Annotated in this window: 29 protein-coding genes and 1 tRNA gene; all 30 read right to left on the bottom strand. The window is 61.4% G+C overall.

The window, feature by feature from the left end:
- Positions 1–5: 5 nt before the first annotated feature.
- Positions 6–536 (bottom strand): 50S ribosomal protein L6, encoded by a 531-nt coding sequence (gene rplF / locus C793_RS0103085; RefSeq protein WP_017429489.1) that lies wholly within the window; start codon positions 534–536, stop codon positions 6–8.
- A gap of 9 nt (positions 537–545) precedes the next feature.
- The gene (gene rpsH / locus C793_RS0103080; RefSeq protein ID WP_017429488.1) at positions 546–938 is read right to left on the bottom strand and encodes a 30S ribosomal protein S8; all 393 of its coding nucleotides are present in this window, start codon (positions 936–938) and stop codon (positions 546–548) included.
- 33 nt (positions 939–971) lie between these two features.
- Positions 972–1277 (bottom strand): 30S ribosomal protein S14, encoded by a 306-nt coding sequence (rpsN, locus tag C793_RS0103075; RefSeq protein ID WP_026106078.1) that lies wholly within the window; start codon positions 1275–1277, stop codon positions 972–974.
- Positions 1278–1288: 11 nt separating this feature from the next.
- Positions 1289–1828, bottom strand: a complete 540-nt coding sequence (gene rplE, locus C793_RS0103070) for a 50S ribosomal protein L5 (RefSeq protein ID WP_017429486.1) — start codon at positions 1826–1828, stop codon at positions 1289–1291.
- Positions 1829–1846: 18 nt separating this feature from the next.
- Entirely contained in the window at positions 1847–2161 is a 315-nt protein-coding gene (rplX, locus tag C793_RS0103065; RefSeq protein ID WP_017429485.1) for a 50S ribosomal protein L24, read from the bottom strand.
- A 14-nt stretch (positions 2162–2175) separates the two neighbouring features.
- Positions 2176–2547 carry a 50S ribosomal protein L14 gene (rplN, locus tag C793_RS0103060; RefSeq protein ID WP_017429484.1) on the bottom strand — a complete coding sequence of 124 codons (372 nt, stop codon included), beginning with the start codon at positions 2545–2547 and terminating at the stop codon, positions 2176–2178.
- 51 nt (positions 2548–2598) lie between these two features.
- Positions 2599–2859, bottom strand: coding sequence for a 30S ribosomal protein S17 (rpsQ, locus tag C793_RS0103055; RefSeq protein ID WP_017429483.1), 261 nt, complete (start codon positions 2857–2859; stop codon positions 2599–2601).
- A 1-nt stretch (position 2860) separates the two neighbouring features.
- Complete coding sequence (gene rpmC, locus C793_RS0103050) at positions 2861–3052, bottom strand: 50S ribosomal protein L29 (protein ID WP_017429482.1); 192 nt, start codon at positions 3050–3052, stop codon at positions 2861–2863.
- Positions 3052–3465, bottom strand: a complete 414-nt coding sequence (rplP, locus tag C793_RS0103045; RefSeq protein WP_017429481.1) for a 50S ribosomal protein L16 — start codon at positions 3463–3465, stop codon at positions 3052–3054. The genes rpmC and rplP overlap by 1 nt, the downstream gene beginning before the upstream one ends.
- A gap of 15 nt (positions 3466–3480) precedes the next feature.
- Positions 3481–4179, bottom strand: coding sequence for a 30S ribosomal protein S3 (rpsC, locus tag C793_RS0103040; protein WP_017429480.1), 699 nt, complete (start codon positions 4177–4179; stop codon positions 3481–3483).
- An 11-nt stretch (positions 4180–4190) separates the two neighbouring features.
- Positions 4191–4523 carry a 50S ribosomal protein L22 gene (rplV, locus tag C793_RS0103035; RefSeq protein ID WP_017429479.1) on the bottom strand — a complete coding sequence of 111 codons (333 nt, stop codon included), beginning with the start codon at positions 4521–4523 and terminating at the stop codon, positions 4191–4193.
- Positions 4524–4540: 17 nt separating this feature from the next.
- Complete coding sequence (rpsS, locus tag C793_RS0103030; RefSeq protein ID WP_026106077.1) at positions 4541–4816, bottom strand: 30S ribosomal protein S19; 276 nt, start codon at positions 4814–4816, stop codon at positions 4541–4543.
- A gap of 33 nt (positions 4817–4849) precedes the next feature.
- The gene (rplB, locus tag C793_RS0103025; protein ID WP_017429477.1) at positions 4850–5683 is read right to left on the bottom strand and encodes a 50S ribosomal protein L2; all 834 of its coding nucleotides are present in this window, start codon (positions 5681–5683) and stop codon (positions 4850–4852) included.
- Between the two features lie 17 nt (positions 5684–5700).
- Complete coding sequence (gene rplW / locus C793_RS0103020) at positions 5701–5997, bottom strand: 50S ribosomal protein L23 (protein WP_017429476.1); 297 nt, start codon at positions 5995–5997, stop codon at positions 5701–5703.
- Positions 5994–6599, bottom strand: coding sequence for a 50S ribosomal protein L4 (gene rplD, locus C793_RS0103015; RefSeq protein ID WP_017429475.1), 606 nt, complete (start codon positions 6597–6599; stop codon positions 5994–5996). Before rplD ends, rplW begins: the two co-directional genes overlap by 4 nt.
- A 14-nt stretch (positions 6600–6613) precedes the next feature.
- A complete protein-coding gene (gene rplC, locus C793_RS0103010; protein WP_017429474.1) occupies positions 6614–7252 on the bottom strand; it encodes a 50S ribosomal protein L3 in 639 nt (212 codons plus the stop codon).
- 160 nt (positions 7253–7412) lie between these two features.
- Positions 7413–7724 carry a 30S ribosomal protein S10 gene (rpsJ, locus tag C793_RS0103005; RefSeq protein WP_017429473.1) on the bottom strand — a complete coding sequence of 104 codons (312 nt, stop codon included), beginning with the start codon at positions 7722–7724 and terminating at the stop codon, positions 7413–7415.
- Between the two features lie 172 nt (positions 7725–7896).
- Complete coding sequence (tuf, locus tag C793_RS0103000) at positions 7897–9090, bottom strand: elongation factor Tu (protein WP_017429472.1); 1194 nt, start codon at positions 9088–9090, stop codon at positions 7897–7899.
- 29 nt (positions 9091–9119) lie between these two features.
- A complete protein-coding gene (gene fusA, locus C793_RS0102995) occupies positions 9120–11243 on the bottom strand; it encodes an elongation factor G (protein ID WP_017429471.1) in 2124 nt (707 codons plus the stop codon).
- Positions 11244–11378: 135 nt separating this feature from the next.
- Positions 11379–11852 (bottom strand): 30S ribosomal protein S7, encoded by a 474-nt coding sequence (gene rpsG, locus C793_RS0102990; protein WP_026106076.1) that lies wholly within the window; start codon positions 11850–11852, stop codon positions 11379–11381.
- A 174-nt stretch (positions 11853–12026) separates the two neighbouring features.
- Positions 12027–12401 carry a 30S ribosomal protein S12 gene (rpsL, locus tag C793_RS0102985; RefSeq protein ID WP_026106075.1) on the bottom strand — a complete coding sequence of 125 codons (375 nt, stop codon included), beginning with the start codon at positions 12399–12401 and terminating at the stop codon, positions 12027–12029.
- Positions 12402–12561: 160 nt separating this feature from the next.
- Positions 12562–16776 carry a DNA-directed RNA polymerase subunit beta' gene (gene rpoC / locus C793_RS0102980; RefSeq protein ID WP_017429468.1) on the bottom strand — a complete coding sequence of 1405 codons (4215 nt, stop codon included), beginning with the start codon at positions 16774–16776 and terminating at the stop codon, positions 12562–12564.
- Between the two features lie 10 nt (positions 16777–16786).
- On the bottom strand, positions 16787–20866 hold the full coding sequence (gene rpoB, locus C793_RS0102975; RefSeq protein ID WP_026106074.1) for a DNA-directed RNA polymerase subunit beta: 4080 nt from the start codon (positions 20864–20866) through the stop codon (positions 16787–16789).
- Between the two features lie 351 nt (positions 20867–21217).
- The gene (rplL, locus tag C793_RS0102970) at positions 21218–21589 is read right to left on the bottom strand and encodes a 50S ribosomal protein L7/L12 (RefSeq protein ID WP_017429465.1); all 372 of its coding nucleotides are present in this window, start codon (positions 21587–21589) and stop codon (positions 21218–21220) included.
- Positions 21590–21694: 105 nt separating this feature from the next.
- The gene (gene rplJ / locus C793_RS0102965; RefSeq protein WP_017429464.1) at positions 21695–22198 is read right to left on the bottom strand and encodes a 50S ribosomal protein L10; all 504 of its coding nucleotides are present in this window, start codon (positions 22196–22198) and stop codon (positions 21695–21697) included.
- 312 nt (positions 22199–22510) lie between these two features.
- A complete protein-coding gene (gene rplA / locus C793_RS0102960) occupies positions 22511–23203 on the bottom strand; it encodes a 50S ribosomal protein L1 (RefSeq protein WP_017429463.1) in 693 nt (230 codons plus the stop codon).
- A 2-nt stretch (positions 23204–23205) separates the two neighbouring features.
- Complete coding sequence (rplK, locus tag C793_RS0102955) at positions 23206–23637, bottom strand: 50S ribosomal protein L11 (protein ID WP_017429462.1); 432 nt, start codon at positions 23635–23637, stop codon at positions 23206–23208.
- A 97-nt stretch (positions 23638–23734) separates the two neighbouring features.
- Positions 23735–24268, bottom strand: a complete 534-nt coding sequence (gene nusG, locus C793_RS0102950) for a transcription termination/antitermination protein NusG (RefSeq protein WP_017429461.1) — start codon at positions 24266–24268, stop codon at positions 23735–23737.
- A gap of 8 nt (positions 24269–24276) precedes the next feature.
- Positions 24277–24660 (bottom strand): preprotein translocase subunit SecE, encoded by a 384-nt coding sequence (gene secE, locus C793_RS0102945; RefSeq protein WP_017429460.1) that lies wholly within the window; start codon positions 24658–24660, stop codon positions 24277–24279.
- Positions 24661–24731: 71 nt separating this feature from the next.
- Positions 24732–24807 (bottom strand) — tRNA-Trp (locus tag C793_RS0102940).
- Positions 24808–24959: the final 152 nt, after the last annotated feature.

Genomic DNA, 24959 nt, shown 5'->3' with positions numbered 1-24959 from the left:
CTGCCTTACTTCTTCTTGGCTTCTTTGCGACGCACCTTCTCGTCAGCGTAGCGGACACCCTTGCCTTTATACGGCTCGGGCGGACGGAAGGCACGGATCTCCGCAGCGGCGTGACCCAGCTTCTGCTTGTCCGCGCTTTTCAGCACGACCACGGTGTTTTTCGGCAGTTCCGCCGTGACACCTTCAGGCAGTTCGTAGTCGACCGGGTGCGAGAAGCCCAGTGAAAGATTGAGCGTCTGGCCCTGTACCTGGGCACGATAACCGACGCCGTTGATTTCGAGGGTCTTGGTAAAGCCCTCGGATACGCCCGTGACGAGGTTCTGCACCAGCGCACGGGTTGTGCCGGCCATTGCCCAGTTTTTGGCGGATTCGCTCGGGGCGAACGTCAGCTTGCCGTCTTCCTGGCCGACCACCACGGTGGGATGGATGGCCATGGAGAGGCTACCCTGACCGCCCTTGACGGTCAGCTGGTCGCCTTCAATGTTGACGTCGACGCCGGCGGGCAGTGTAACCGGATATTTCGCTATGCGGGACATTCCAGCCTCCTAGAATACGGTGCAGATGACTTCACCACCGACACCCGCCTGGCGCGCGGCGCGATCGGTCATCACCCCGCTGGAGGTAGTGACGATCGCGATGCCCAGACCGTCGGCAACCTTAGGCAAGCTGTCCTTGCCCTTGTAGCTGCGCAGCGACGGCTTGGAAGCCCGCTGGATGTGGTCGATAACCGGCTTGCCCTCAAAGTACTTGAGAGTCACGGAGAGTTCGGGCTTGGTGCTTTCATCGGCCGCGTAATCGGCGATGTAGCCCTCTTCCTTCAGCACGCGGGCCACTTCCACTTTGAGCTTGGACGACGGCATGCTTACCGTCTCCTTGGTGGCCATCTGCGCATTGCGGATACGGGTAAACATATCCGCCAGAGTATCTTGCATGCTCATTTAATGTGCGCTCCTGATGAGACTACGTGGCTTTTACCAGCTGGACTTGCGAAGTCCGGGGACGTCGCCACGCATGGCGGCTTCACGCAGCGTGTTACGGGCAAGCCCGAACTTTTGATACACACCGTGCGGACGGCCGGTAACGCGGCAGCGGTTACGCTGGCGTACCGGGCTGGAGTCGCGCGGCAGCTGTTGCAGCTTGAGCTGCGCCTCGAAGCGCTCTTCGTCAGAAGCGTTCACGTCGGTGGTCATCGCCTTGAGCTCGGCGCGCCTGGCCGCGTACTTCTCGACCAGTTTGGCACGCTTCAGCTCACGCTCTACCATGCTTTTCTTTGCCATGATCCCAGCCCTTATTTCTTGAACGGGAAGTTCAGCGCACGCAATAGTGCACGACCTTCCTCATCGGTGTTGGCAGTCGTGGTGACAGTCACATCCAGCCCCCGGACACGATCGACCTTGTCGTATTCGATCTCGGGGAAGATGAGCTGCTCACGCACGCCCATGGAGTAGTTGCCGCGACCGTCAAAGGACTTCGGGTTGAGACCACGGAAGTCACGCACGCGAGGAATCGCGATGTTTACCAGACGGTCCAGAAAGTCCCACATGCGCTCGGCGCGCAGCGTGACCTTGATACCGATCGGCCAACCTTCGCGCACCTTGAAGCCCGCGACGGACTTGCGTGCCTTGGTCACCAGCGGCCGCTGCCCGGAGATCTTTTCCAGGTCGCCGATGGCATTGTCGATCAGCTTTTTATCGCTGACCGCGTCGCCGATGCCCATGTTCAGGGTCACTTTCGTGATCTGGGGCACCTGCATTACGTTGGCGTAGCTGAAATCCTGCTGGAGTTGAGCTACGACCTCGTTTTGATAACGTTCTTTCAAGTTCGCCATTTTGCTACCCGACTCACGTTAGGCGTCGATCTGCGACTGCGTCGACTTGTAGATACGTACCTTGGTACCGTCTTCCTTTACCTGGAAGCCGACGCGATCCGCCTTACCGGTCTCCGAATTGAAGATGGCTACGTTGGACGCGTGAATCGGAGCCTCGCGCTCGACGATACCGCCCTGATTTCCCGCCATGGGATTTGGCTTGGTGTGACGCTTGATCATGTTCACACCGGACACCACGAAGCGATTTTCCAGAACCCGCTTGACGGTGCCGCGCTTGCCCTTGTCCTTTCCGGCGAGGACGATGACTTCATCGTCACGTTTGATCTTTTGCATATCCGCCTCGCTCCTTACAGCACTTCAGGCGCCAAGGAAATGATCTTCATGAACTTTTCGTTACGCAGTTCACGAGTGACCGGCCCGAAAATACGGGTACCGACCGGCTGTTCGTTGATATTCTGCAACAGAACCGCCGCATTTCCATCGAAACGGATCAGCGAGCCGTCGGGACGACGGACGCCGCTTTTCGTACGCACGACTACCGCTTTCATGACCTGGCCCTTCTTGACCTTGCCACGCGGAATCGCTTCTTTCACAGATACCTTGATGACATCGCCAACGCGAGCGTAGCGGCGGTGAGAACCGCCCAGCACCTTGATGCACTGCACCCGGCGCGCCCCGCTGTTGTCAGCGATATTCAGCATTGTCTGAGTCTGAATCATCGGTTTTCTCCAAACCTAATCTGACTGCACGGATTTGAACAGGCGCAGAACCTAGCCCTTGGCCTGCTCGACCACTTCGGTCAGTGTCCAGGACTTCTTCCTGGACAGCGGACGGCACTCCTGAATGGAGACCGTATCGCCGGCCCGGGCCTGGTTTGACTCGTCATGAGCGTGCAGTTTAGTGGAGCGCTTGACGTATTTTCCGTAGATCGGGTGGCGCTCACGGCGTTCGATCATCACCACGATGGACTTGTCCATCTTGTCGCTCACTACCTTGCCGGTGAACGTGCGTGTTTTCTTTTCTTCGGCCATCTCAGTCACCTGCCTTCTCGTTGAGCACAGTCTTCACACGGGCAATGTCCCGACGGACCTGCTTGAGCAGATGAGTCTGGCTCAGCTGGCCGGTGGCCTTCTGCATGCGCAGGTTAAACTGCTCGCGAAGGAGCTCAAGAAGCTGGTCCTTAAGCTCTCCGGCGGATTTTTCACGAATTTCCTGGGCTTTCATCACATCACCGTCCGTTTCGCAAAGGTGGTGGATACAGGCATTTTCTGTGCCGCAAGGTCGAACGCTTCGCGCGCCAACTCTTCGGAAACGCCTTCAATCTCGTAAAGAACCCGGCCCGGTTGAATCTGGGCGACCCAGAGCTCGACGGAGCCCTTGCCTTTACCCATACGCACTTCCAGCGGCTTCTTGGAGATCGGCTTGTCCGGGAATACGCGGATCCAGATCTTGCCGCCACGCTTGACGTGGCGCGTGATCGCGCGACGGCCGGCTTCGATCTGGCGCGCGGTAACGCGGCCACGACCGGTAGACTTCAGGCCGTAATCCCCGAAGCTGATCCTGCTTCCGCGGTGTGCCAGGCCACGATTGCGGCCTTTCTGCACCTTGCGGAATTTCAAACGCTTGGGTTGTAACATCGAATCGCTCTCCCCTTACCTGGAACCTTTCTTCTTGGGTGCGTTGCCCGCCGGCTGTTTGGCCCTGGCACGGACTTCCTCGATACCGCCGAGGATCTCACCCTTGAAGATCCACACTTTGACGCCGATGACGCCGTAGGTGGTGTGAGCTTCGTAAGTGGCAAAGTCGATGTCCGCCCGCAGCGTGTGCAGCGGTACGCGACCTTCGCGGTACCATTCGGTACGTGCGATTTCGGAACCACCCAAACGACCCGACAGCTGAATCTTGATGCCACCGGCGCCCAGGCGCATGGAGTTCTGTACCGCGCGCTTCATGGCACGACGGAACATCACCCGGCGCTCGAGCTGGCCGGCGACGTTGGCCGCCACGAGCTTGGCGTCCAGCTCCGGCTTGCGAACCTCTTCGATGTTCACATGGACCGGCACGCCCATCAGCTCGGTAAGATCCCGGCGCAGACGATCGACGTCTTCGCCTTTTTTGCCGATCACGATACCCGGGCGAGCCGTGTGAATCGTGACGCGAGCGTTGTTTGCCGGACGCTCGATGTTGATGTTGCTCACGGAGGCGTTCTTCAGGCGCTCGGCCAAAAAGCTACGCACTGCGAGATCGTTGTTGAGCTTATCGGCATAGGCGCCGCGCTCGGCATACCAGACAGAGGCATGGTCCTTGACAATGCCCAGCCGAATGCCTACTGGATTGACTTTCTGACCCATCTGGTCGACTCCTACTTCTCGGCTACCTTGACGGTGATGTGGCAGGTGCGCTTCAAGATACGATCCGCGCTGCCCTTGGCGCGCGGCTTGATACGCTTGAGCGTCATGCCCTCATCGACGCAGATGGTCGAGACACGCAGCTCGTCGATATCCATGCCGTTGTTTTCTTCCGCGTTTGCAATCGCGGACTGCAGCACCTTGTGAACCAGCCCGGCGGCCTTCTTCGGCGAGAAGGCCAGCAGGTCGAGTGCTTCGTCGACCGGTTTTCCGCGCACCTGGTCAGCCACCAAACGGGCCTTTTGGGCGGATAACCGGGCGCCACGCAGCTTTGCTGTGACTTCCATCTTGAATCCTCTCTGGCTTACCGTTTGGCTTTCTTGTCCGCCATGTGCCCGCGATAAAGACGGGTGGCAGCGAACTCGCCCAGCTTGTGACCAACCATTTCCTCGGACACGTGGACCGGGACATGTTGGCGACCGTTATGCACTGCAATGGTCAGGCCTACCATGTTGGGTAGCACCATGGAACGACGCGACCAGGTCTTGATCGGCTTACGATCGTTCTTTTCCGCTGCAGTCTCGACCTTCTTCAAAAGATGAAGGTCAATGAAGGGACCTTTCTTTAGTGAACGTGGCACAGCCGTTACCTCTTGATATCTTGGCGTTGGATCTTACTTCCGCGCCTTGCGGCGACGAACGATAAGTGCGTCGGTGCGCTTGTTCTTGCGAGTCTTGTACCCTTTTGTCGGCACACCCCAGGGAGTGACCGGGTGACGACCGCCGCTGGAGCGACCTTCACCACCACCGTGCGGGTGGTCAATCGGGTTCATGGCGACACCGCGAACGGACGGACGCAAGCCTCTCCAACGCTTGGCACCGGCCTTGCCCATCTGGCCCAGGCTGTGCTCGGAGTTGCCTACCTGCCCCAGCGTTGCCCGGCACTCGGCCAACACCTTGCGCGTCTCGGTGGAGCGCAGGCGCAGCGTCACGTAGTTGCCTTCGCGGGCAACCAGCTGTGCGCCGGCGCCGGCGCTGCGGGCAACCTGTGCGCCCTTGCCCGGCTTGAGCTCGATACCATGAACGGTGGAACCCAGCGGGATGTTGCGCAGCGGCAAGGCGTTGCCTTTCCTGATCGGCGCGTTGACGCCGGATTCGAGCACATCACCGCTGTTCACGCCGCGCGGGGCGAGAATGTAGCGACGCTCGCCGTCGGCGTACTTGAGCAGCGCGATGTGGGCACTGCGATTGGGGTCGTACTCCAGGCGCTCGACGGTGGCGGGAATGCCATCCTTGTTGCGCTTGAAATCGATCAGACGATAGTGATGACGATGACCACCACCGATGTGACGACTGGTGATACGACCGTTGTTGTTACGCCCACCGGTACGGGACTGCTTTTCCAAAAGCGGCGCATAGGCGCGGCCCTTGTGCAGATCCTCGCGCACGACCTTGATGGCGTGGCGACGACCGGCAGACGTGGGGTTGGTCTTCTTGACGATTGCCATTATCCGTACTCCTGCCCTTATTCGGCGCCAGCGAAGTCTTCGAGCGTTTCGCCTGCGGCCAGGGTTACATACGCCTTGCGATAACCTTTACGCAGGCCGGCACCGTGTGCCGTGCGCGTGGTTTTGCCCTTGACGTTCAGCGTCTGGACACCAGAGACCTTCTTGTCAAACAAGGCTTCGACGGCCTTCTTGATTTCCGGCTTGGTAGCGTCGCTCGCCACTTTGAAAACGTACTGATTGTGCTCTGCTGCCATCGCGGCCTTTTCGGTCACGTGCGGGCCGAGCAGAATCTTGAATACGCGCTCCTGGTTCATGCCAGCTTCTCCTCGAATTGACGCAGGGCGGAGACGGTGACCAGCACCTTGTCAAAGGCCACCAGGCTCACCGGGTCAGCGGCAGCAACGTCCACCACATCAACGTGGGGAAGGTTGCGCGCAGCCAGATAGAGCTTCTCATCGATGTCTTCGGTGATGATCAGCGCCTTGTCCAGCTCGAGCTCCTTGAGCTTGCCGGCGACCTGCTTGGTCTTCGGCGCATCCACGGCGAACTCTTCCACGACGACCAGACGTTCCTGGCGGACAAGCTCGGACAGGATGGCGCGCATCGCGGCGCGGTACATCTTGCGGTTGACCTTCTGGCTGTGGTCCTGGGGACGAGCCGCGAAGGTGGTACCGCCGGCGCGCCAGATCGGCGAGCGAATGGTGCCGGCGCGGGCGCGACCGGTACCCTTCTGACGCCACGGCTTCTTGCCGCCGCCGCTGACGTCAGAGCGGTTTTTCTGTGCACGAGTGCCCTGGCGGTTGCCGGCGAGATAGGCCGTGACAACCTGGTGAACCAGCGCCTCGTTGAATTCTTTGCCAAAGGTGGCATCGGCTACTTCGACGGTACCCGCGCCTGCAGCAAGATTCAGATTCATCGGTAATATCCTCTTCAGCCAGCTTTGACGGCGCTGCGCACGATAACGTCGCTGCCGGTGGCTCCCGGAACAGCGCCCTTGATCAGCAGCAGGTTGCGCTCGGCGTCGACACGGACGATCTCAAGGCTCTGCACGGTGCAGCGGGCGTTACCCATCTGACCGGCCATCTTTTTGCCCTTGAATACGCGACCCGGCGTCTGGCACATGCCGATGGAACCCGGCGCGCGGTGAGCCAGCGAGTTGCCGTGGGTCATGTCCTGGGTGTTGAAATTCCAGCGCTTTACGCCGCCCTGGAAACCCTTGCCCTTGGAGGTGCCGGTGACGTCGATGGACTGTCCGGCTTCGAAGAGGGATACGGTGAGTTCGCCGCCAACCTCGGGAGCGTCTTCGCCGTCTGCCAGGCGAAACTCCATGAGGGAACGGCCGGCCTCGACACCCGCCTTGGCAAACTGTCCAGCTTGCGCGCGCGAGAGGTGCTTGGCCTTGCGGGAGCCGGTTGTTACCTGAACCGCTGCGTAACCGTCGGACTCGACCGACTTGACGCGTGTGACGCGGTTAGGATCAACCTGGATCACGGTTACGGGCACGGAGGCACCGTCTTCGGTAAAGACACGGGTCATCCCGGACTTGGTACCGACCAAACCGATAGTCATTCTCAGTTCTCCTATAGTGTACGGGGCTATCACCCGCTATGGCTGCCCTTTCCAGAGCATTCCACTAGCACGTTGTGTGGCGCCTCACGGCGCGGTGGCTGCTGTTTACCGGCGGCGACAAAGGTCGCGGCAAACGCTGGGCCACGAGTGTCTAGTGTGATTAGTCGAGCTTGATCTGCACGTCAACGCCGGCGGCGAGATCGAGCTTCATCAAGGCATCAACCGTTTTCTCAGTCGGCTCGACAATGTCCAGCACGCGCTTGTGAGTGCGAATCTCGTACTGGTCACGGGCGTCCTTGTTGACGTGCGGCGACGTCAGTACGGTATAGCGCTCGCGATTGGTCGGCAGCGGAATCGGCCCGCGAACCTGAGCCCCAGTACGCTTGGCGGTATCAAGGATCTCCGCCGTGGACTGATCAATCAGGCGGTGGTCGAACGCTTTCAACCGAATGCGAATCTTCTGGTTCTGCATTTGCCCTGTACTCCAATGGATGTCGACGGCGCGAGCCGTCTACCCACGCATTCAAAGGATGCGCATTATAGGTACGCAGACAGGAAGTGTCAAACACTTCCCGTCCTGCGTACGCTTTGCGTAGAAAAGGGGCTCTTGCGAGCCCCTTTCGGAACCCCGGAAGGTTCTCGACTTACTTGATGATCTTGGCAACGACGCCGGCACCCACGGTACGGCCGCCTTCTCGAACCGCAAAGCGCAGGCCTTCGTCCATGGCAACCGGAGCGATCAGGTCGACCGTCATCTGGACGTTGTCGCCCGGCATGACCATCTCAACGCCGTCGGGCAGTTCACAGGTACCGGTGATGTCGGTGGTACGGAAGTAGAACTGCGGACGATAGCCCTTGAAGAACGGCGTGTGACGACCGCCTTCTTCCTTGGACAGCACGTAAACTTCGGCTTCGAAGTTGGTGTGCGGCGTGATGGTACCGGTCTTGGCGAGTACCTGGCCACGCTCGACGTCGTCACGCTTGGTGCCACGCAGCAGCGCGCCGATGTTCTCGCCGGCACGACCTTCGTCGAGCAGCTTGCGGAACATTTCAACGCCGGTAACGGTGGTCTTGGCGGTTTCGCGGATGCCCACGATCTGGACGTCTTCGCCCGCCTTGACGATACCGCGTTCTACACGGCCGGTAACCACGGTACCGCGACCGGAGATAGAGAACACGTCTTCGATCGGCATCAGGAACGGCTGATCGATCGGACGCTCCGGCTCCGGAATGTGCGAGTCGAGCGATTTGATCAGGTCGGCAACGGCGGTGGTACCCATGCCGTTGTCGTCCTTGCCTTCCAGCGCCATCAGCGCAGAGCCGGTAACGATCGGCGTGTCGTCGCCCGGGAAGTCGTACTCGTTGAGCAGCTCACGGACTTCCATTTCGACCAGCTCGAGGAGCTCCTCGTCGTCGACCATGTCGGCCTTGTTGAGGAACACAACGATGTACGGAACGCCAACCTGGCGAGACAGCAGGATGTGCTCGCGAGTCTGCGGCATGGGGCCGTCGGCGGCAGAGCAGACCAGGATAGCGCCGTCCATCTGAGCGGCACCGGTGATCATGTTCTTGACGTAGTCGGCGTGCCCGGGGCAGTCAACGTGCGCGTAGTGGCGCTCTTCCGACTGGTACTCCACGTGAGACGTGGCGATGGTGATACCGCGCTCCTGCTCTTCCGGCGCGTTATCGATGGCCGCGAACTCGCTCCAGTCGCCGCCGAAAACTTCGGCGGATACGCGAGTGAGTGCTGCTGTCAGCGTGGTTTTACCATGGTCGACGTGACCGATGGTGCCGACGTTGATGTGCGGTTTGGAACGTTCGAATTTTTCCTTAGCCACTGCTATAACCTCTTTACGTTAGCTAACGGTTACCCGTTTTGGTTGATGACGGCTTCTACGATGCTGGAGGGTGCCTCCTCGTACTGCGCAAACTCCATGGTGTAGCTTGCGCGGCCCTGGGTTTGTGAGCGCAGATCGGTTGCGTAACCGAACATTTCGCCCAGCGGCACCGTGGCGCGGATGATCTTGCCGGCATTGGTATCATCCATGCCCTGCACCAGACCGCGACGACGGTTCAGGTCGCCCATGACGTCACCCATGAATTCCTCGGGGGTCACGACCTCGACCTTCATCACCGGCTCCAGCAGCACGGCCTTGGCCTTTCTGGCGCCTTCTTTGACTGCCATGGAAGAGGCAATCTTGAACGCGGTCTCGTTGGAGTCCACGTCGTGGTAGGAACCATCAAACAGCGTGACCTTGACGTCAATCATCGGGTAGCCCGCGATAACGCCGTTCTGCAGCTGCTCATAGGCCCCTTTCTCGACGGCAGGCACGTATTCCTTGGGAACCACGCCGCCAACGATTTCGGATTTGAACTTGAAAAAGATCTCGTCGTCGCCTTCGCCCTTCTCCTCGGCGGGGAGCGGCTCGATGCGCATTTCGACGTGACCGTACTGGCCGCGGCCACCGGACTGGCGGACGAACTTGCCTTCCTGTTCGACGCTGCCGCGGATGGTTTCGCGGTAGGCGACCTGCGGCTTGCCAATGTTGGCATCAACCTTGAACTCGCGGCGCAGGCGGTCCACCAGGATGTCCAGGTGCAGCTCGCCCATGCCCGAGATGATGGTCTGCGCGGTCTCTTCGTCGGTGCGCACCTGGAAGGAAGGATCTTCCTGGGACAGCTTGCCCAGCGCGGTGCCCATTTTTTCCTGGTCGACCTTGGACTTGGGCTCTACCGCGACCGAGATAACCGGATCGGGGAACTCCATGCGCTCCAGCACGATCTTGTCGTTCAGATCGCAGAGGGTATCGCCCGTGGTCACTTCCTTCAGGCCGATGCAGGCGGCGATGTCGCCGGCGCGCACTTCCTTGATCTCCTCGCGGGAGTTGGCGTGCATCTGCACCAGACGGCCAATGCGCTCTTTCTTGTCGCGCACGGAGTTGTAGACGCTGTCGCCGGAGTTAAGCACGCCGGAGTAGACGCGGATGAACGTCAGCGTCCCCACGTAGGGGTCGGTGGCGATCTTGAACGCCAGCGCCGAGAACGGCTCCTTGTCATCGGCCTCACGGGTCGCCAGCGTGCCTTCGGCGTCGTCCAGCTCACCTTCGATGGCCTTGACCTCGGTGGGCGAGGGCAGGTATTCGACAACCGCGTCGAGCACGGCCTGTACGCCCTTGTTCTTGAACGCCGAGCCGCACGTTACCAGTACGATCTCGTTGTCCAGAGTGCGGCGGCGCAGCCCGGCCTTGATTTCGGCTGCGCTCAGGTCGCCTTCCTCGAGATACTTGTCCATCATCTCTTCGGAGGCTTCCGCCGCGGACTCGACCATCTGCTCGCGATATTTTTCCGCGGTTTCCTGGAGCTCGGCCGGAATGTCCAGCAGCTCGTAGGAAGCACCGAAGTCGTCCTTGTTCCAAAGGACGGCCTTCATTTCGATCAGGTCGATAACGCCCTTGAAGTCTTCCTCGGTGCCCCAGTTGATCTGGATCGGCACGGCGTTGGCGTTCAGGCGCGTGCCCAGCTGCTCGACCACGTTGAAGTAGTCGGCGCCGGTGCGGTCCATCTTGTTGACGAACACCAGACGCGGGACTTCGTACTTGTCGGCCTGGCGCCAGACGGTCTCGGTCTGGGGCTGTACGCCGGAGCTGCCGCAGAGTACGACAACCGCGCCGTCCAGCACGCGCAGCGAACGCTCGACCTCGATGGTGAAGTCGACGTGCCCCGGAGTGTCGATGATGTTGATGCGGTGATCATCGAACTGGTGGCTCATGCCTTTCCAGAAGGTCGTCACGGCCGCCGAGGTAATGGTGATGCCGCGTTCCTGCTCCTGGGACATCCAGTCGGTGGTCGACGCGCCTTCGTGCGTCTCACCCAGCTTGTGGTTGATGCCGGTGTAAAACAGCACGCGCTCGGTCGTGGTGGTCTTGCCGGCATCGACGTGGGCGACGATGCCCAGGTTACGGTAGCGATTTAGCGGAGTCTTGCGTGCCACGGTGGAAACTCCCGTTTGTTGGCAATGCTCGTTAATCCAGCCAGCAGCGCCTGAAGGCAGACCGACGCTGCCGCCCGTGAGCAGCAGCGCCCTGCTTCATAACGCGAAACCGGTGGGTTTCGCTCAGCGCCGCTATCAGAAGCGGAAGTGAGAGAAGGCCTTGTTGGCTTCTGCCATACGGTGTACGTCTTCCCGCCGCTTCACGGCAGAACCCTTGCCATCGGCGGCGTCCAGAATCTCACCGGCCAGACGCTGCACCATGGTTTTTTCCCCGCGGCGACGCGCGGCATCGGCCAGCCAACGCATGGCCAGCGCGCTACGGCGCGACGGGCGAACCTCGACCGGCACCTGATAGGTCGCACCGCCAACGCGGCGCGACTTGACTTCGACCATGGGCTGGATAGCTTCCAGCGCCTTTTCGAAGCTGTCCATCGGCTCTTCATCTTTCTTACGCTCGGCAACCTTGTCCAGCGCACCGTAGACGATGCGCTCAGCTACGGACTTCTTGCCGTGGACCATCAGGTGGTTCATGAACTTGGCGAGGCGCTCGCTATGGAACTTGGGATCCGGGAGGATCTCGCGCTTCGCTACAACCTTCCTTCTAGGCATGATAAGCCCTCTGTAAAGGATCCTTCAGGTAAACCCGGAACTCGCGCCGCGCGCTTCATGGCGCTGGCGGCACCGCCCGACCTTACTCTTATCAGACCGTTGTCAAAATATCGTCATGCGGCAGCGTTATCGCCGCTGCCCGGCGCTCGCGTCGTGATGTAACCGAGGGCTATATCAGGACTTCGGGCGCTTGGTGCCGTACTTGGAACGGCCCTTGCGGCGGTTCTGTACGCCGGAGGTGTCCAGCGCGCCGCGAACGGTGTGATAGCGCACACCCGGCAAGTCCTTGACCCGGCCGCCGCGGATCAATACCACGGAGTGTTCCTGAAGGTTGTGGCCTTCACCGCCGATGTAGGATGCCACCTCGTAGCCGTTGGTCAGGCGCACGCGGCAGACCTTACGCAGGGCCGAGTTGGGCTTTTTCGGGGTGGTGGTGTAAACGCGGGTACAAACACCGCGTTTTTGCGGGCAGGCCTGCAGCGCCGGCACGTCATTTTTCTTGACGGCGCGCTTGCGCGGCTTGCGCACTAGCTGATTGATCGTTGCCATAGTAAGTAGCTGACTCCAATGGTTGCCTGGCTTCAACAGCAGCGCCGGGCGCACCGGCCCCACTGTTAAAGGTGGCGCATTCTAATGTCTGATCCAGCGCGGCGTCAAGCACTATGGGCTTTTGCCCGCTCTGACGCCGCGCCGGGACCAGTGCCTCGGGCTAGAGCTCGTCGTCGGAATCCAGCGCGGTCAACTGGGCGCCGAGCTCCTGCTCGACTTCCGTCGCCGACGGGTTGAACGGCTGCTCGATGTCGTCGCGCTTGCGCCGACGCTCGGCGTGGTGGGTCAGCCCGGTACCGGCCGGAATCAAACGGCCGACCACCACGTTTTCCTTCAGGCCGCGCAGGTAGTCGCGCTTGCCGGTCACTGCCGCCTCGGTCAGCACGCGGGTGGTTTCCTGGAACGACGCCGCGGAGATGAACGATTCGGTGGCCAGGCTGGCCTTGGTAATGCCCAGCAGCTGACGCTGGTACTTGGCCGGGAACTTGCCTTCCTTCTCCAGGCGCTCATTCTGTTCCAGCACGCGCACCAGCTCGGCCTGGTCGCCGGTGATGAAGTCGCTATCGCCGGCGTCGGTGATTTCCACCTTGCGCAGCATCTGACGCACGATCACCTCGATGTGCTTGTCGTTGATGCCCACGCCCTGCAGGCGATAAACGTCCTGCACCTCGGCGGTGATGTACTTGGCCAGATCGGCTACGCCGAGCAGACGCAGAATATCGTGCGGGTTGCTCGGACCGTCGGAAATGACCTCGCCTTTCTCGACGCTTTCGCCCTCGAACACCGCAATCTGGCGCCACTTGGGAATCAGCATTTCGAACGGATCGGCGTCTTCCGGGGTAATCGTCAGACGACGCTTGCCCTTGGTCTCCTTGCCGAAGCTGACCATGCCGCTGGTCTCGGCCAGAATCGCCGATTCCTTGGGCTTGCGCGCTTCGAAGAGGTCGGCCACACGCGGCAGACCGCCGGTGATGTCCTTGTTGCCCGAGGCCTCGACCGGAATACGCGCCACGACTTCGCCCACGCCGATGCTGTCGCCATCGTCGGCGGAGATAATCGCCTTGCCCGGCAGCAGGTACTGCACCGGCGTGGTGGAGCCGGCAATCGCCACCGTTTCACCGGCGTCGTCCTTGAGCATGATCATCGGGCGCTTGTCGCGGCCGGCCATGGGCCGCGCGGCGGATTCGATGACTTCCATGGATGACAGCCCGGTCATCTCATCCACGCTTTCGTGCATGGTCACGCCTTCGTCGAGGTCGATAAACTGCGCCCGACCTTCGACTTCGGCGACGATGGGGTGGGTGTGCGGATCCCACTTGGCCACCGTGGCGCCGGCATCGACAACGTCGCCGTCGCGCACGTCGAGCTCAGCGCCGTAGGGCAACTTGTAGTACTCGCGCTCGCGACCCTGCTCGTCGGCCACGGCCAGCGCGCTGGAACGCGAGACCACGACCAGCTTGCCGTCGGCGCGCTCCACGTGCTTGATGTTGTGCAGGCGTACGCTGCCGCCGTGCTTCACCTGAACACTGTCCACCGCCGAGGCCCGCGATGCGGCGCCGCCGATGTGGAAGGTCCGCATGGTCAGCTGGGTACCCGGCTCGCCGATGGACTGCGCGGCGATTACGCCGACCGACTCGCCGACGTTGACCTGATGGCCCCGGGCCAGATCGCGGCCGTAGCACGCCGAGCAAACGCCGTGGTTGGTGCCACAGGTAATGGTGGACCGCACGATGATTTCGTCGACGCCCATGGTTTCCAGCGCCGCGCACCAGGCTTCGTCGAGCAGCGTATTGCGCTCGATCAGCACCTCATCGGTACGCGGATCGATGACGTCCTGAGCAACCACACGGCCCAGCACCCGCTGGGACAACGGCACGATAATATCGCCGCCTTCGATGATCGGGTGAAGCGTCAGGCCGTTTTCGGTATCGCAGTCGGGCTCGGTAATCACCAGGTCCTGCGCCACGTCGACCAGACGGCGGGTCAGATAGCCCGAGTTGGCGGTCTTCAGCGCGGTATCCGCGAGACCCTTACGCGCGCCGTGGGTGGAGATGAAGTACTGGAGTACGTTCAGCCCCTCACGGAAGTTGGCGATGATCGGCGTTTCGATGATCGAACCGTCCGGCTTGGCCATCAGGCCGCGCATGCCCGCCAGCTGGCGAATCTGCGCGGCGCTGCCCCGGGCGCCGGAGTCAGCCATGATGAAGACGCTGTTGAACGAGTCCTGCTCGACGTCGTTGCCTTCGCGGTCGGTGACGGTCTCCTTGGAGATACCCGTCATCATTTCCTTGGCTACCCGGTCGTTGGCCCGCGCCCAGATGTCGATGACCTTGTTGTACTTCTCGCCGGCGGTCACCAGGCCCGAGGAAAACTGATCCTCGATTTCCTTGACCTCGTCTTCGGCGCCGGTGACGATCTCGGCCTTGGCGTCCGGGATAACAAAGTCGTTGACGCCGATGGACGCGCCGGACCAGGTCGCCATGCGGAAACCGGTGTACATCAGCTGGTCGGCAAAGATCACCGTGGGCTTGAGTCCCGAGTAACGATAGACCTCGTTGATCAGCGCGGAAATCGCCTTCTTCTTCATCGGCTGATCGATCAGATCAAAGGGCACGCCGTCGGGCAGAATGCGGAACAGCAGCGCGCGACCCACCGTAGTGTCCTTGATGCGCCGCTGCGGCGTGGCTTCGCCGGTTTCACTGTTCACGTCGACGTCGTCAAGGCGCACCTTGACCCGAGCGTGGAGCGATACCGACTGGGTGCCGAAGGCGCGCTCGACCTCGTTGAGGTCGGAGAAGATCATGCCTTCGCCCTTGTCGTTGATACGCTCCCGGGTCATGTAGTACAGCCCCAGCACCACGTCCTGCGACGGCACGATGATGGGCTCGCCGTTGGCCGGCGAAAGCACGTTGTTGGTGGCCATCATCAGCGTCCGCGCTTCCAGCTGGGACTCCAGCGTCAGCGGTACGTGCACGGCCATCTGGTCGCCGTCGAAGTCGGCGTTGTAGGCGGCGCACACCAGCGGGTGCAGCTGGATCGCCTTGCCTTCGATAAGCAGCGGCTCGAATGCCTGGATGCCCAGACGGTGCAGCGTGGGCGCGCGGTTGAGCATCACCGGGTGCTCGCGGATGACATCGGCGAGAATATCCCAGACTTCGGCAGTTTCGCGCTCGACCAGCTTCTTCGCCGCCTTGATCGTGGACGCATAGCCCAGCGACTGCAGCTTGGAATAGATGAACGGCTTGAACAGCTCCAGCGCCATTTTCTTGGGCAGGCCGCACTCGTGCAGACGCAGCGTCGGGCCCACGGTGATCACCGAGCGGCCGGAATAGTCCACGCGCTTGCCCAGCAGGTTCTGGCGGAAACGCCCCTGCTTGCCCTTGATCATGTCGGCCAGCGACTTCAGCGGACGCTTGTTGGTGCCGGTAATCGCCCGGCCGCGGCGGCCGTTGTCGAGCAGCGCGTCGACGGCTTCCTGGAGCATGCGCTTCTCATTGCGCACGATGATGTCCGGCGCACTGAGATCCAGCAGGCGCTTGAGGCGGTTGTTGCGGTTGATCACCCGACGGTAGAGGTCGTTGAGATCCGAGGTCGCAAAGCGGCCGCCGTCCAGCGGCACCAGCGGACGCAGGTCCGGCGGCAGCACCGGCAGCGCTTCCATGACCATCCACTCCGGCGCGTTGCCGGAGAAGTGGAAGGCTTCCAGCAGCTTGAGACGCTTGGACAGCTTCTTGATCTTGGTCTCGGAGTTGGTCTGCGGAATCTCTTCACGCAGCTGGTTGATCTCCTCTTCCAGATCGATGTCCTTGAGCAGCTCCTGCACCGCCTCGGCGCCCATGCGCGCGTCGAAGTCGTCGCCGAATTCTTCAAGCGCTTCGAAATACTGCTCGTCGTTGAGCAGCTGGCCGCGCTCGAGCGTGGTCATGCCCGGGTCGATGACCACGAACGACTCGAAGTACAGCACCCGCTCGATATCGCGCAGGGTCATGTCGAGGAACATGCCGATGCGCGACGGCAGCGATTTCAGAAACCAGATGTGCGCCACCGGCGATGCCAGCTCGATGTGGCCCATGCGCTCGCGGCGCACAGCGGCCCGGGTGACTTCCACGCCGCACTTTTCGCAGATAATGCCGCGGTGCTTCATGCGCTTGTACTTGCCGCACAGGCACTCATAATCCTTCACTGGGCCAAAGACCTTGGCGCAGAACAGGCCGTCCCGCTCGGGCTTGAACGTGCGGTAGTTGATGGTCTCGGGCTTTTTCACCTCACCGAAGGACCAGGAGCGAATCATGTCCGGCGACGCCAGGGTAATCTTGATCGCGTCGAACTCTTCGGACTGAGATTGCGATTTGAGGACTTGCACCAAATCTTTCATTGGGGGGCTCCTAGCTCTCTAACTCGATATCGATGCCCAGCGAGCGGATTTCCTTCACCAGCACGTTGAAGGATTCCGGCATGCCTGCCTGCATGGCGTGGTCGCCGTCAACGATGTTCTTGTACATCTTGGTACGCCCTTCGACGTCGTCCGACTTGACGGTGAGCATTTCCTGCAGCGTGTAGGCGGCGCCATAGGCTTCCAACGCCCACACTTCCATCTCGCCGAAGCGCTGACCACCGAACTGCGCCTTGCCGCCCAGCGGCTGCTGGGTCACCAGCGAGTAGGAACCGGTGGAACGCGCGTGCATCTTGTCGTCGACCAGGTGGTTGAGCTTGAGGATGTACATGTAGCCCACGGTCACCGGGCGGTTGAAGGCATCGCCGGTACGCCCGTCGTAGAGCGTCATCTGACCGGATTCGGGCAGGTCGGCCAGGCTCAGCAGGTGCTTGATCTCGGGCTCCTCGGCGCCGTCGAACACCGCCGTGGCCATGGGCACGCCGTCCTTGAGGTTTTTCGCCAGCGCCACGACTTCGTCGTCGTTGAGCTGCGACAGATCCTCGACCTTGAGCGTCGACTCGGTGTTGTACACCTGCCCCAGGAAGTCGCGGATTTCCGCCACCTGCGTCTTGCGCTCGTCGCGCAGCATGTGGTCGATCTTGACCCCCAGACCGCGCGCGGCCATGCCCAGGTGGGTTTCCAGAATCTGCCCCACGTTCATCCGCGAGGGCACGCCCAGCGGGTTGAGCACCACGTCGACCGGCTCGCCCTGGTCGTCGAACGGCATGTCTTCAACGGGCATGATTTCGGAAATCACGCCCTTGTTGCCGTGACGCCCGGCCATCTTGTCGCCCGGCTGGATGCGGCGCTTCACCGCCATGTAGATCTTGACGATCTTGAGCACGCCCGGCGCCAGGTCGTCGCCCTGGGTGAGCTTGCGCTTCTTGTCCTCGAAGCGCTCGTCCATTTCCTTGCGACGATTGTCCAGCTGCTCGTCGGCCTGGGCCAGCAGATCGTTGTGGGCATCTTCCTGCATGCGCAGCTTGAACCAGTCCTGACGCGGCAGCGCGTCCAGGTAGGCTTCATCCAGCACGTCGCCGCGGGACAGTTTGGGGCCGCCGTTGACGGCCTGGCCGACCAGCGCGCTCTTGAGGCGCTTGAAGGTGGCTTCCTCGGCGATGCGGTAGGTTTCCTGGAGGTCACGGCGCACGTCGTCGAGCTGGGTTTCCTCGATGGACAGTGCCCGGGAATCCTTCTCCACGCCGTCGCGGGTGAACACCTGGACGTCGATGACCGTGCCGTTCATGCCAGTAGGCGCGCGCAGCGAGGTATCCTTCACGTCGCTGGCCTTCTCGCCGAAGATGGCGCGCAGGAGCTTTTCCTCCGGCGTCAGCTGGGTCTCGCCCTTGGGCGTGACCTTGCCCACCAGAATATCGCCCGGGCCGACTTCGGCGCCGATGTAGACCACGCCGGCTTCGTCCAGCTTGGACAGCGCCGACTCGCCGACGTTGGGAATGTCCGAGGTGATCTCTTCCGGCCCCAGCTTGGTATCCCGGGAGACGCTGGTGAGCTCCTGGATGTGGATCGTGGTGAAACGATCCTCCTGGGCGACACGCTCGGAAATGAGGATGGAATCCTCGAAGTTGTAGCCGTTCCAGGGCATGAATGCCATGCGCATGTTCTGGCCCAGCGCCAGGTCGCCCATGTCCACGGACGGGCCGTCGGCAAGGATATCGCCGCGCGCCACGTTATCGCCCGGGCGTACGATGGGGCGCTGGTTCATGCAAGTGTTCTGGTTGGAACGCACGTACTTGGTCAGGTTGTAGATGTCGACGCCGGCTTCGCCGCCGATAATCTCATCCTCGTTGACCCGGACCACCACGCGGCGGGCATCCACGGAGTCAATAATGCCGCCCCGGGTTGCCACTTCGCAGACACCCGAGTCGCGTGCCACGAAGCGCTCCATGCCGGTGCCGACGAGCGGCTTGTCGGCGCGCAGCGTGGGCACCGCCTGGCGCTGCATGTTGGCGCCCATCAGGGCACGGTTGGCGTCGTCGTGTTCGAGGAACGGAATCAGCGCGGCGGCCACGGAAACGACCTGGCGTGGCGACACGTCCATCATCGTGACTTGCTCGGGACGCATGAACGTCGTCTCGCCGCGGTGGCGGGCCTGCACCAGCTCATCGCTCAGCCGGCCGCTTTCGTCCACGGCAGCAGACGCCTGGGCGATAACGAAGTTGCCTTCCTCGATGGCCGAGAGGTAGACCACATCGTCGGTGACCTGGCTGTCCACAACCTTGCGGTACGGCGTCTCGAGGAAACCGTAGTTGTTGGTATGGCTGTAGGTCGCCAGCGAGTTGATCAGGCCGATGTTGGGGCCTTCCGGCGTCTCGATGGGGCAGAGGCGGCCGTAGTGCGTGGCGTGAACGTCGCGCACCTCGAAGCCAGCGCGTTCGCGGGTCAGACCGCCCGGGCCCAACGCGGAAACGCGGCGCTTGTGGGTCACCTCCGACAGCGGGTTGTTCTGGTCCATGAACTGCGACAGCTGGCTGGAGCCGAAGAATTCCTTGACCGCCGCCGCCACCGGCTTGGCGTTGATCAGGTCCTGCGGCATCAGGCCTTCGCTTTCGGCCATGGACAGGCGCTCGCGCACCGCGCGCTCGACCCGCACCAGGCCCACGCGGAACTGGTTTTCGGCCATTTCGCCTACGCAGCGGATGCGGCGGTTGCCCAGGTGGTCGATGTCGTCGACGTCGCCGAAGCCGTTGCGGATGCTGATCAGCTCGCGCAGCACGTTGAGGATGTCGTCGCGGTCGAGCACGCCCGAGCCGGTATCGGCATCGCCGCGCAGGCGGCGGTTGAACTTCATGCGACCGACGCCAGAGAGGTCATAACGGTCTTCGCTGAAGAAGAGGTTATGGAACAACGTCTCGGCGGCTTCCTTGGTGGGCGGCTCGCCGGGGCGCATCATGCGGTAGATTTCCACCAGCGCTTCGAGACGCGAGCCGGTGGTATCCAGCTTCAGGGTATCGGAGATGAACGAGCCGCAGTCGAGATCGTTGGTGTACAGCGTCTCGAGCTGGGTAATGCCGCCCTGGCCGATGGCTTCCAGCAGCTCGGGGGTAATCTCGGTGTTGCAGGGGCAGATCAGCTCGCCGGTGTTGGTGTCGATCTGGTCTTTTGCCAGCACCTTGCCGAACAGGTACTCCATCGGCACTTCCAGCCGTTCCAGCCCGGTCTTTTCCAGCTGGCGGATGTGCTTCTGGGTAATCCGGCGGCCCTCTTCCACGATGGTGTTGCCGTCGCCGTCGCGGATATCGAAAGTCGCGGTTTCGCCGCGCAGGCGCGAGGGCACGAGATCCACGGAAAAGCCGTTTTTCTCGATGTGGAAGACACTGGTATCGAAGAACTCGTCGAGGATCTCCTCGGCGCTCATGCCCAGCGCGCGCATCAATACCGACGCCGGCAGCTTGCGGCGGCGGTCGATACGCACGAAGACGTTGTCCTTGGGATCAAACTCGAAATCGAGCCAGGAGCCGCGATACGGGATCACCCGCGCGGAGTACAGCAGCTTGCCCGACGAGTGGCTCTTGCCCTTGTCGTGGTCGAAGAACACGCCGGGCGAGCGGTGGAGCTGGGAAACGATGACGCGCTCGGTACCGTTGATCACAAAGGTACCGTTCTCGGTCATCAGGGGGATTTCCCCCATGTAGACTTCCTGCTCCTTGATGTCCTTGATCGCCTTGTTCGAGGAATCGCGATCATAGATGATCAGGCGAACCTTGACGCGCAGCGGGGCGGAGTAGGTGACGCCGCGCAGCTGGCACTCCTTGACATCGAAAGCCGGGGTGCCGAAGCGGTAGCTGACATATTCCAGCGCGGCGTTGCCCGAAAAGCTCTCGATCGGAAACACGGACCTGAACGCCGCGTGCAGACCGACTTCGTGCCGCTCATCAGGCGAACGATCCTGCTGGAGAAAGTCGTAGTAGGAATCAAGCTGGATGGCCAGCAAGTAAGGCACATCCATCACTTGGGGCAGTTTGCCGAAATCCTTGCGGATGCGTTTTTTCTCAGTGTATGAGTAAGCCATCTGTCTTCCCCAGCTTGTTCACCATGGGTGGCCGATGCGTGTCCATCATCTGCCCCGCGGGCGTTTCAGACGCAGACAGCAAGCTCCCGTGCGGATAGCTCGCTGTCAGAATTCTGTCTATCGTTGCGTTGTTGAACGCATTTTCGTTGCCGGCATCCAATTCCAATGTTGCCTGGCCTCTGTTGCTGTCTGACGCTGCCGACGCCGCCGTTTCCGGCTGCCGGTATTGCCAGGCATTGGCGCAACTTTCCATTATGGCAGCATGACAGCAACAGAAAAAGGCCGGCAGCGGGACGAACCCGCCGCCAGCCGAGCAAGCTTACGCAGCGCGTAAAGCCGCCAGCATCAGAATTACTTGAGCTCGACGGACGCGCCGGCTTCTTCCAGCTTGGTCTTCGCGTCTTCAGCGTCTTCCTTGGACATGCCTTCCTTGAGGGTCGCCGGAACGCCGTCAACGGCGCCCTTGGCTTCCTTCAGACCCAGGCCGGTGATCTCGCGAACGGACTTGATCACGTTAACCTTCTTCTCGCCGGCGCCGGTCAGCACCAGGTCGAATTCGGTCTGCTCTTCTTCGGCTTCGGCTTCACCGCCGCCCGGGCCGGCGACAACAGCGGCTGCTGCGGTCACGCCGAATTTCTCTTCCATCGCCTCGATCAGCTCGGCGACTTCCATCACGGGCATTTCAGCGATGGCGTTGATGATTTCGTCTTTGGTCACTGCCATGGTCTTGGTCCTAAACGTTGCGGGAGTTTCGCTTGAGCGAAACCCGAAATTTTTGCCGGGTTCATGCAGCCTGACGTTGCCGCCAGCACTGCGCCGAGGAGTGGCTTACGCCGCTTCTTCCTCTTTCTGGACACGCAGCGCGTCCAGAGTACGAACCAGTTTGCCGGCGGAGGCTTCCTTCATGACCGACATCAGCTTGGCAATCGCCTCGTCGTATGTCGGCAGGCTTGCCAGGCGGTCAATATTTTCAGCCGGGATGAACTCGCCTTCGTAGGCCAGCGCCTTGACTTCAAAGTCCGGCGCTGTCTTGACGAAATCCTTGAACAGACGCGCAGCGGCGCCGGGGTGTTCATTGGAAAACGCCAGCAGCGTCGGGCCAACAAAAGTCTCGTTCAGGCATTCCCACTGGGTGCCTGTCAGGGCGCGGCGCGCCAGGGTGTTGCGCACAACACGGATCTGGACGCCATTTTCGCGGGCCTGCTTGCGCAGGTCGGTCATCTTGTCGACCGTGACGCCGCGAGAATCGGCAACAACGACGGAGAGTGCGTCCCTGGCAGCCTCACTGACTTCGGCAACAATCGCTTTCTTGCCTTCAAGTGCTAGTGGCACAGTGATCACTCCTTCGTGCCGGAAACCCCGAAGGGTCCGGGTTACCATCTCTTCCCGCCCGGAGGCGGGAAGCCTTGGGGATGGTGCTCACCAGAAAGCGCAACGCGATAACCCAAACAAGGGCCTTTGCTCGACGTTGGACGGATCCGGCGGCCACACCATCTGCGCAGGCGCTTTACCTTTAAGCCGCTTGTATGTCTGCCGGAGCAGCCAGCGGCACCTGCGGTCTTTGACGGTGCACCGCGCCAGGCACGGAGACCGCAAAGTCATGGATATAGTTTTGGATAAAGCTATGGATGACGGCAGCGCGCCTTATACCAGCGATCCGTGATCGATGGTCAGGCCCGGCCCCATGGTGGTGGACAGCGTCATCTTCTTGAAATAGATGCCCTTGGACGTGCTCGGCTTGAGCTTCTTGAGATCGGCTACCAGCGCTTCAAGGTTGCCCTTGATGTCGTCGGCGCCGAAATCGGCCTTGCCCAGCGTAGTGTGGATAATGCCCTTCTTGTCGGTACGGAAGCGTACCTGACCGGCCTTGGCGTTTTTCACTGCCGTGGCCACGTCCGGCGTTACCGTGCCGACCTTGGGGTTGGGCATCAGGCCGCGCGGGCCCAGGATCTGACCCAGCTGGCCGACTACGCGCATGGCGTCCGGCGAAGCGACAACGACGTCAAAGTCGAGCTGACCCTGTTTAACCTGAGCCGCCAGATCGTCCATGCCGACGATGTCGGCACCGGCGTCTTTCGCCGCCTGCTCGTTGGCGCCCTGGGTAAAGACGGCTACGCGCACGTCCTTGCCGGTGCCGTTGGGCATGACGGTCGCGCCGCGTACGACCTGGTCGGATTTACGCGGATCAACGCCCAGGTTAATGGCAACGTCAACGGACTCCTTGAAGTTGACGGTGGACAGCTCGGAGAGCAGAGCCACGGCTTCATCAACGGAGTACGCTTTTTTCGGGTCGACCTTTTCGCGAATCTGCTGCGCGCGCTTGCTTAACTTCGCCATGATTACAGACCCTCCACGTTGAGGCCCACGCTGTAGGCGCTGCCGGCAATGGTACGAACGGCGGCATCAAGATCAGCGGCGGTCAGGTCCGGCTCCTTGGTCTGAGCAATCTCTTCCAGCTGCTCGCGGGTCACGGTGCCTACCTTGGCCTTGTTCGGCTCACCCGAACCGCTCTTGATACCGGCGGCTTTTTTCAGCAGCACGGCAGCGGGCGGCGTCTTGGTGATGAACGTGAAGCTGCGGTCGGCGTATACCGTGATAACCACGGGCGTGGGCAGACCGGGCTCGATATCCTGGGTCTCGGCGTTGAACGCCTTGCAGAACTCCATGATATTCACGCCGTGCTGACCCAGCGCGGGGCCCACGGGCGGACTCGGATTGGCTTTACCCGCTGCAACCTGCAGCTTGATGTAAGCCTGTACTTTCTTGGCCATATTTCACTCCAGAAGGGTGCAAACGCCTTGCGGCTCCCCGGTAACCACAGGCGGCGACCACCGCCGCCTGCATAACAAACTGTTTATAAAAAGCCGCTTACTCTTTCTCGACCTGGGCAAACTCGAGCTCGACCGGTGTGGCCCGGCCGAAGATCAGCACGCTGACCTGAAGACGGCTCTTCTCGTAATTGACCTCCTCGACCACGCCGTTGAAGTCGGCGAAGGGGCCGTCGGTAACGCGCACGGACTGCCCCGGCTCGAACATGGTCTTGGGGCGCGGCTTGTCGGTGCCGTCCTTCACCCGACGCAGAATGGCCTCGGCCTCGCGGGTGGTAATGGGCGCCGGCTTGTCCTTGGTGCCGCCGATGAAGCCCATGACCCTGGGCGTCTCGTTGACCATGTGCCAGGTTTCGTCGGTCATTTCCATCTCGACCAGCACATAGCCGGGATAGAACTTGCGCTCGCTCTTGCGGCGCTTGCCGTCGCGCATTTCGACCACTTCTTCGGTGGGCACCAAAATCTCGCCAAACTGGTCTTCGGCTTCGTACAGCCTGACCCGCTCGGTCAACGAGCGCATCACATGCTTTTCAAAGCCGGAATAGGCGTGAACGACGTACCAACGCTTGGACATGAAGACTCCTAACCAATCACGCCGGACATCGCCCAGCCGAGAAGCGTGTCGATCAACCACAGCAGCAGGCTGACCACCAGAACGGCGACCAGCACAATGGCGGTTGTCTGTACGGTTTCTGCCCGGGTGGGCCAGACGACGCGCTGAATTTCTTTGCGGGATTCGCGCGCCAGAGTAAGCAGGCTGCGCCCTTTCGTTGTGGTCAGCGCCACGGCGGCGGCGGCGGCACAGATCACCACCACGCCCAACACGCGATACAGCAGACCGATGTCGGCAAACCAGGTGTTGGCCACGACTGCCACGGCCAACAGCGCGACTACCGCAACCCACTTGAGCCCGTCATGGCGAGACTGTTGCACCTCGGCGCCATGCTTGACCGAATTAGGCTTCATAAAACGAGACTCCTCGGGAGTGCGGCAAACGATAAGGAAATCCGGATAAGGCGCGCCAACTTGGGGAAAGCTGGCAGGCCAGGAGGGACTCGAACCCCCAACCTGCGGTTTTGGAGACCGCTGCTCTGCCAATTGAGCCACTGGCCTGTATCAATGCCGTCACAAGGGATCATTGCGACACCTTACTGACAGCGGCCGTCATGCTAGCGGAAAAGCCTGCGCCTGACAACCCTGTTTACATCGGCGCGAAAACCGCCCGATGCAGACAAAAAAAGCGAGCTTGGCTCGCTTTCTCTGAC

It is taken from the genome of Vreelandella jeotgali Hwa (assembly GCF_000334215.1).
GTDB classification, from domain to species: domain Bacteria; phylum Pseudomonadota; class Gammaproteobacteria; order Pseudomonadales; family Halomonadaceae; genus Vreelandella; species Vreelandella jeotgali.
The sequence above is the reverse complement of the archived record's forward strand: the minus strand, read 5'-3'. Positions and strand labels throughout refer to the sequence as shown.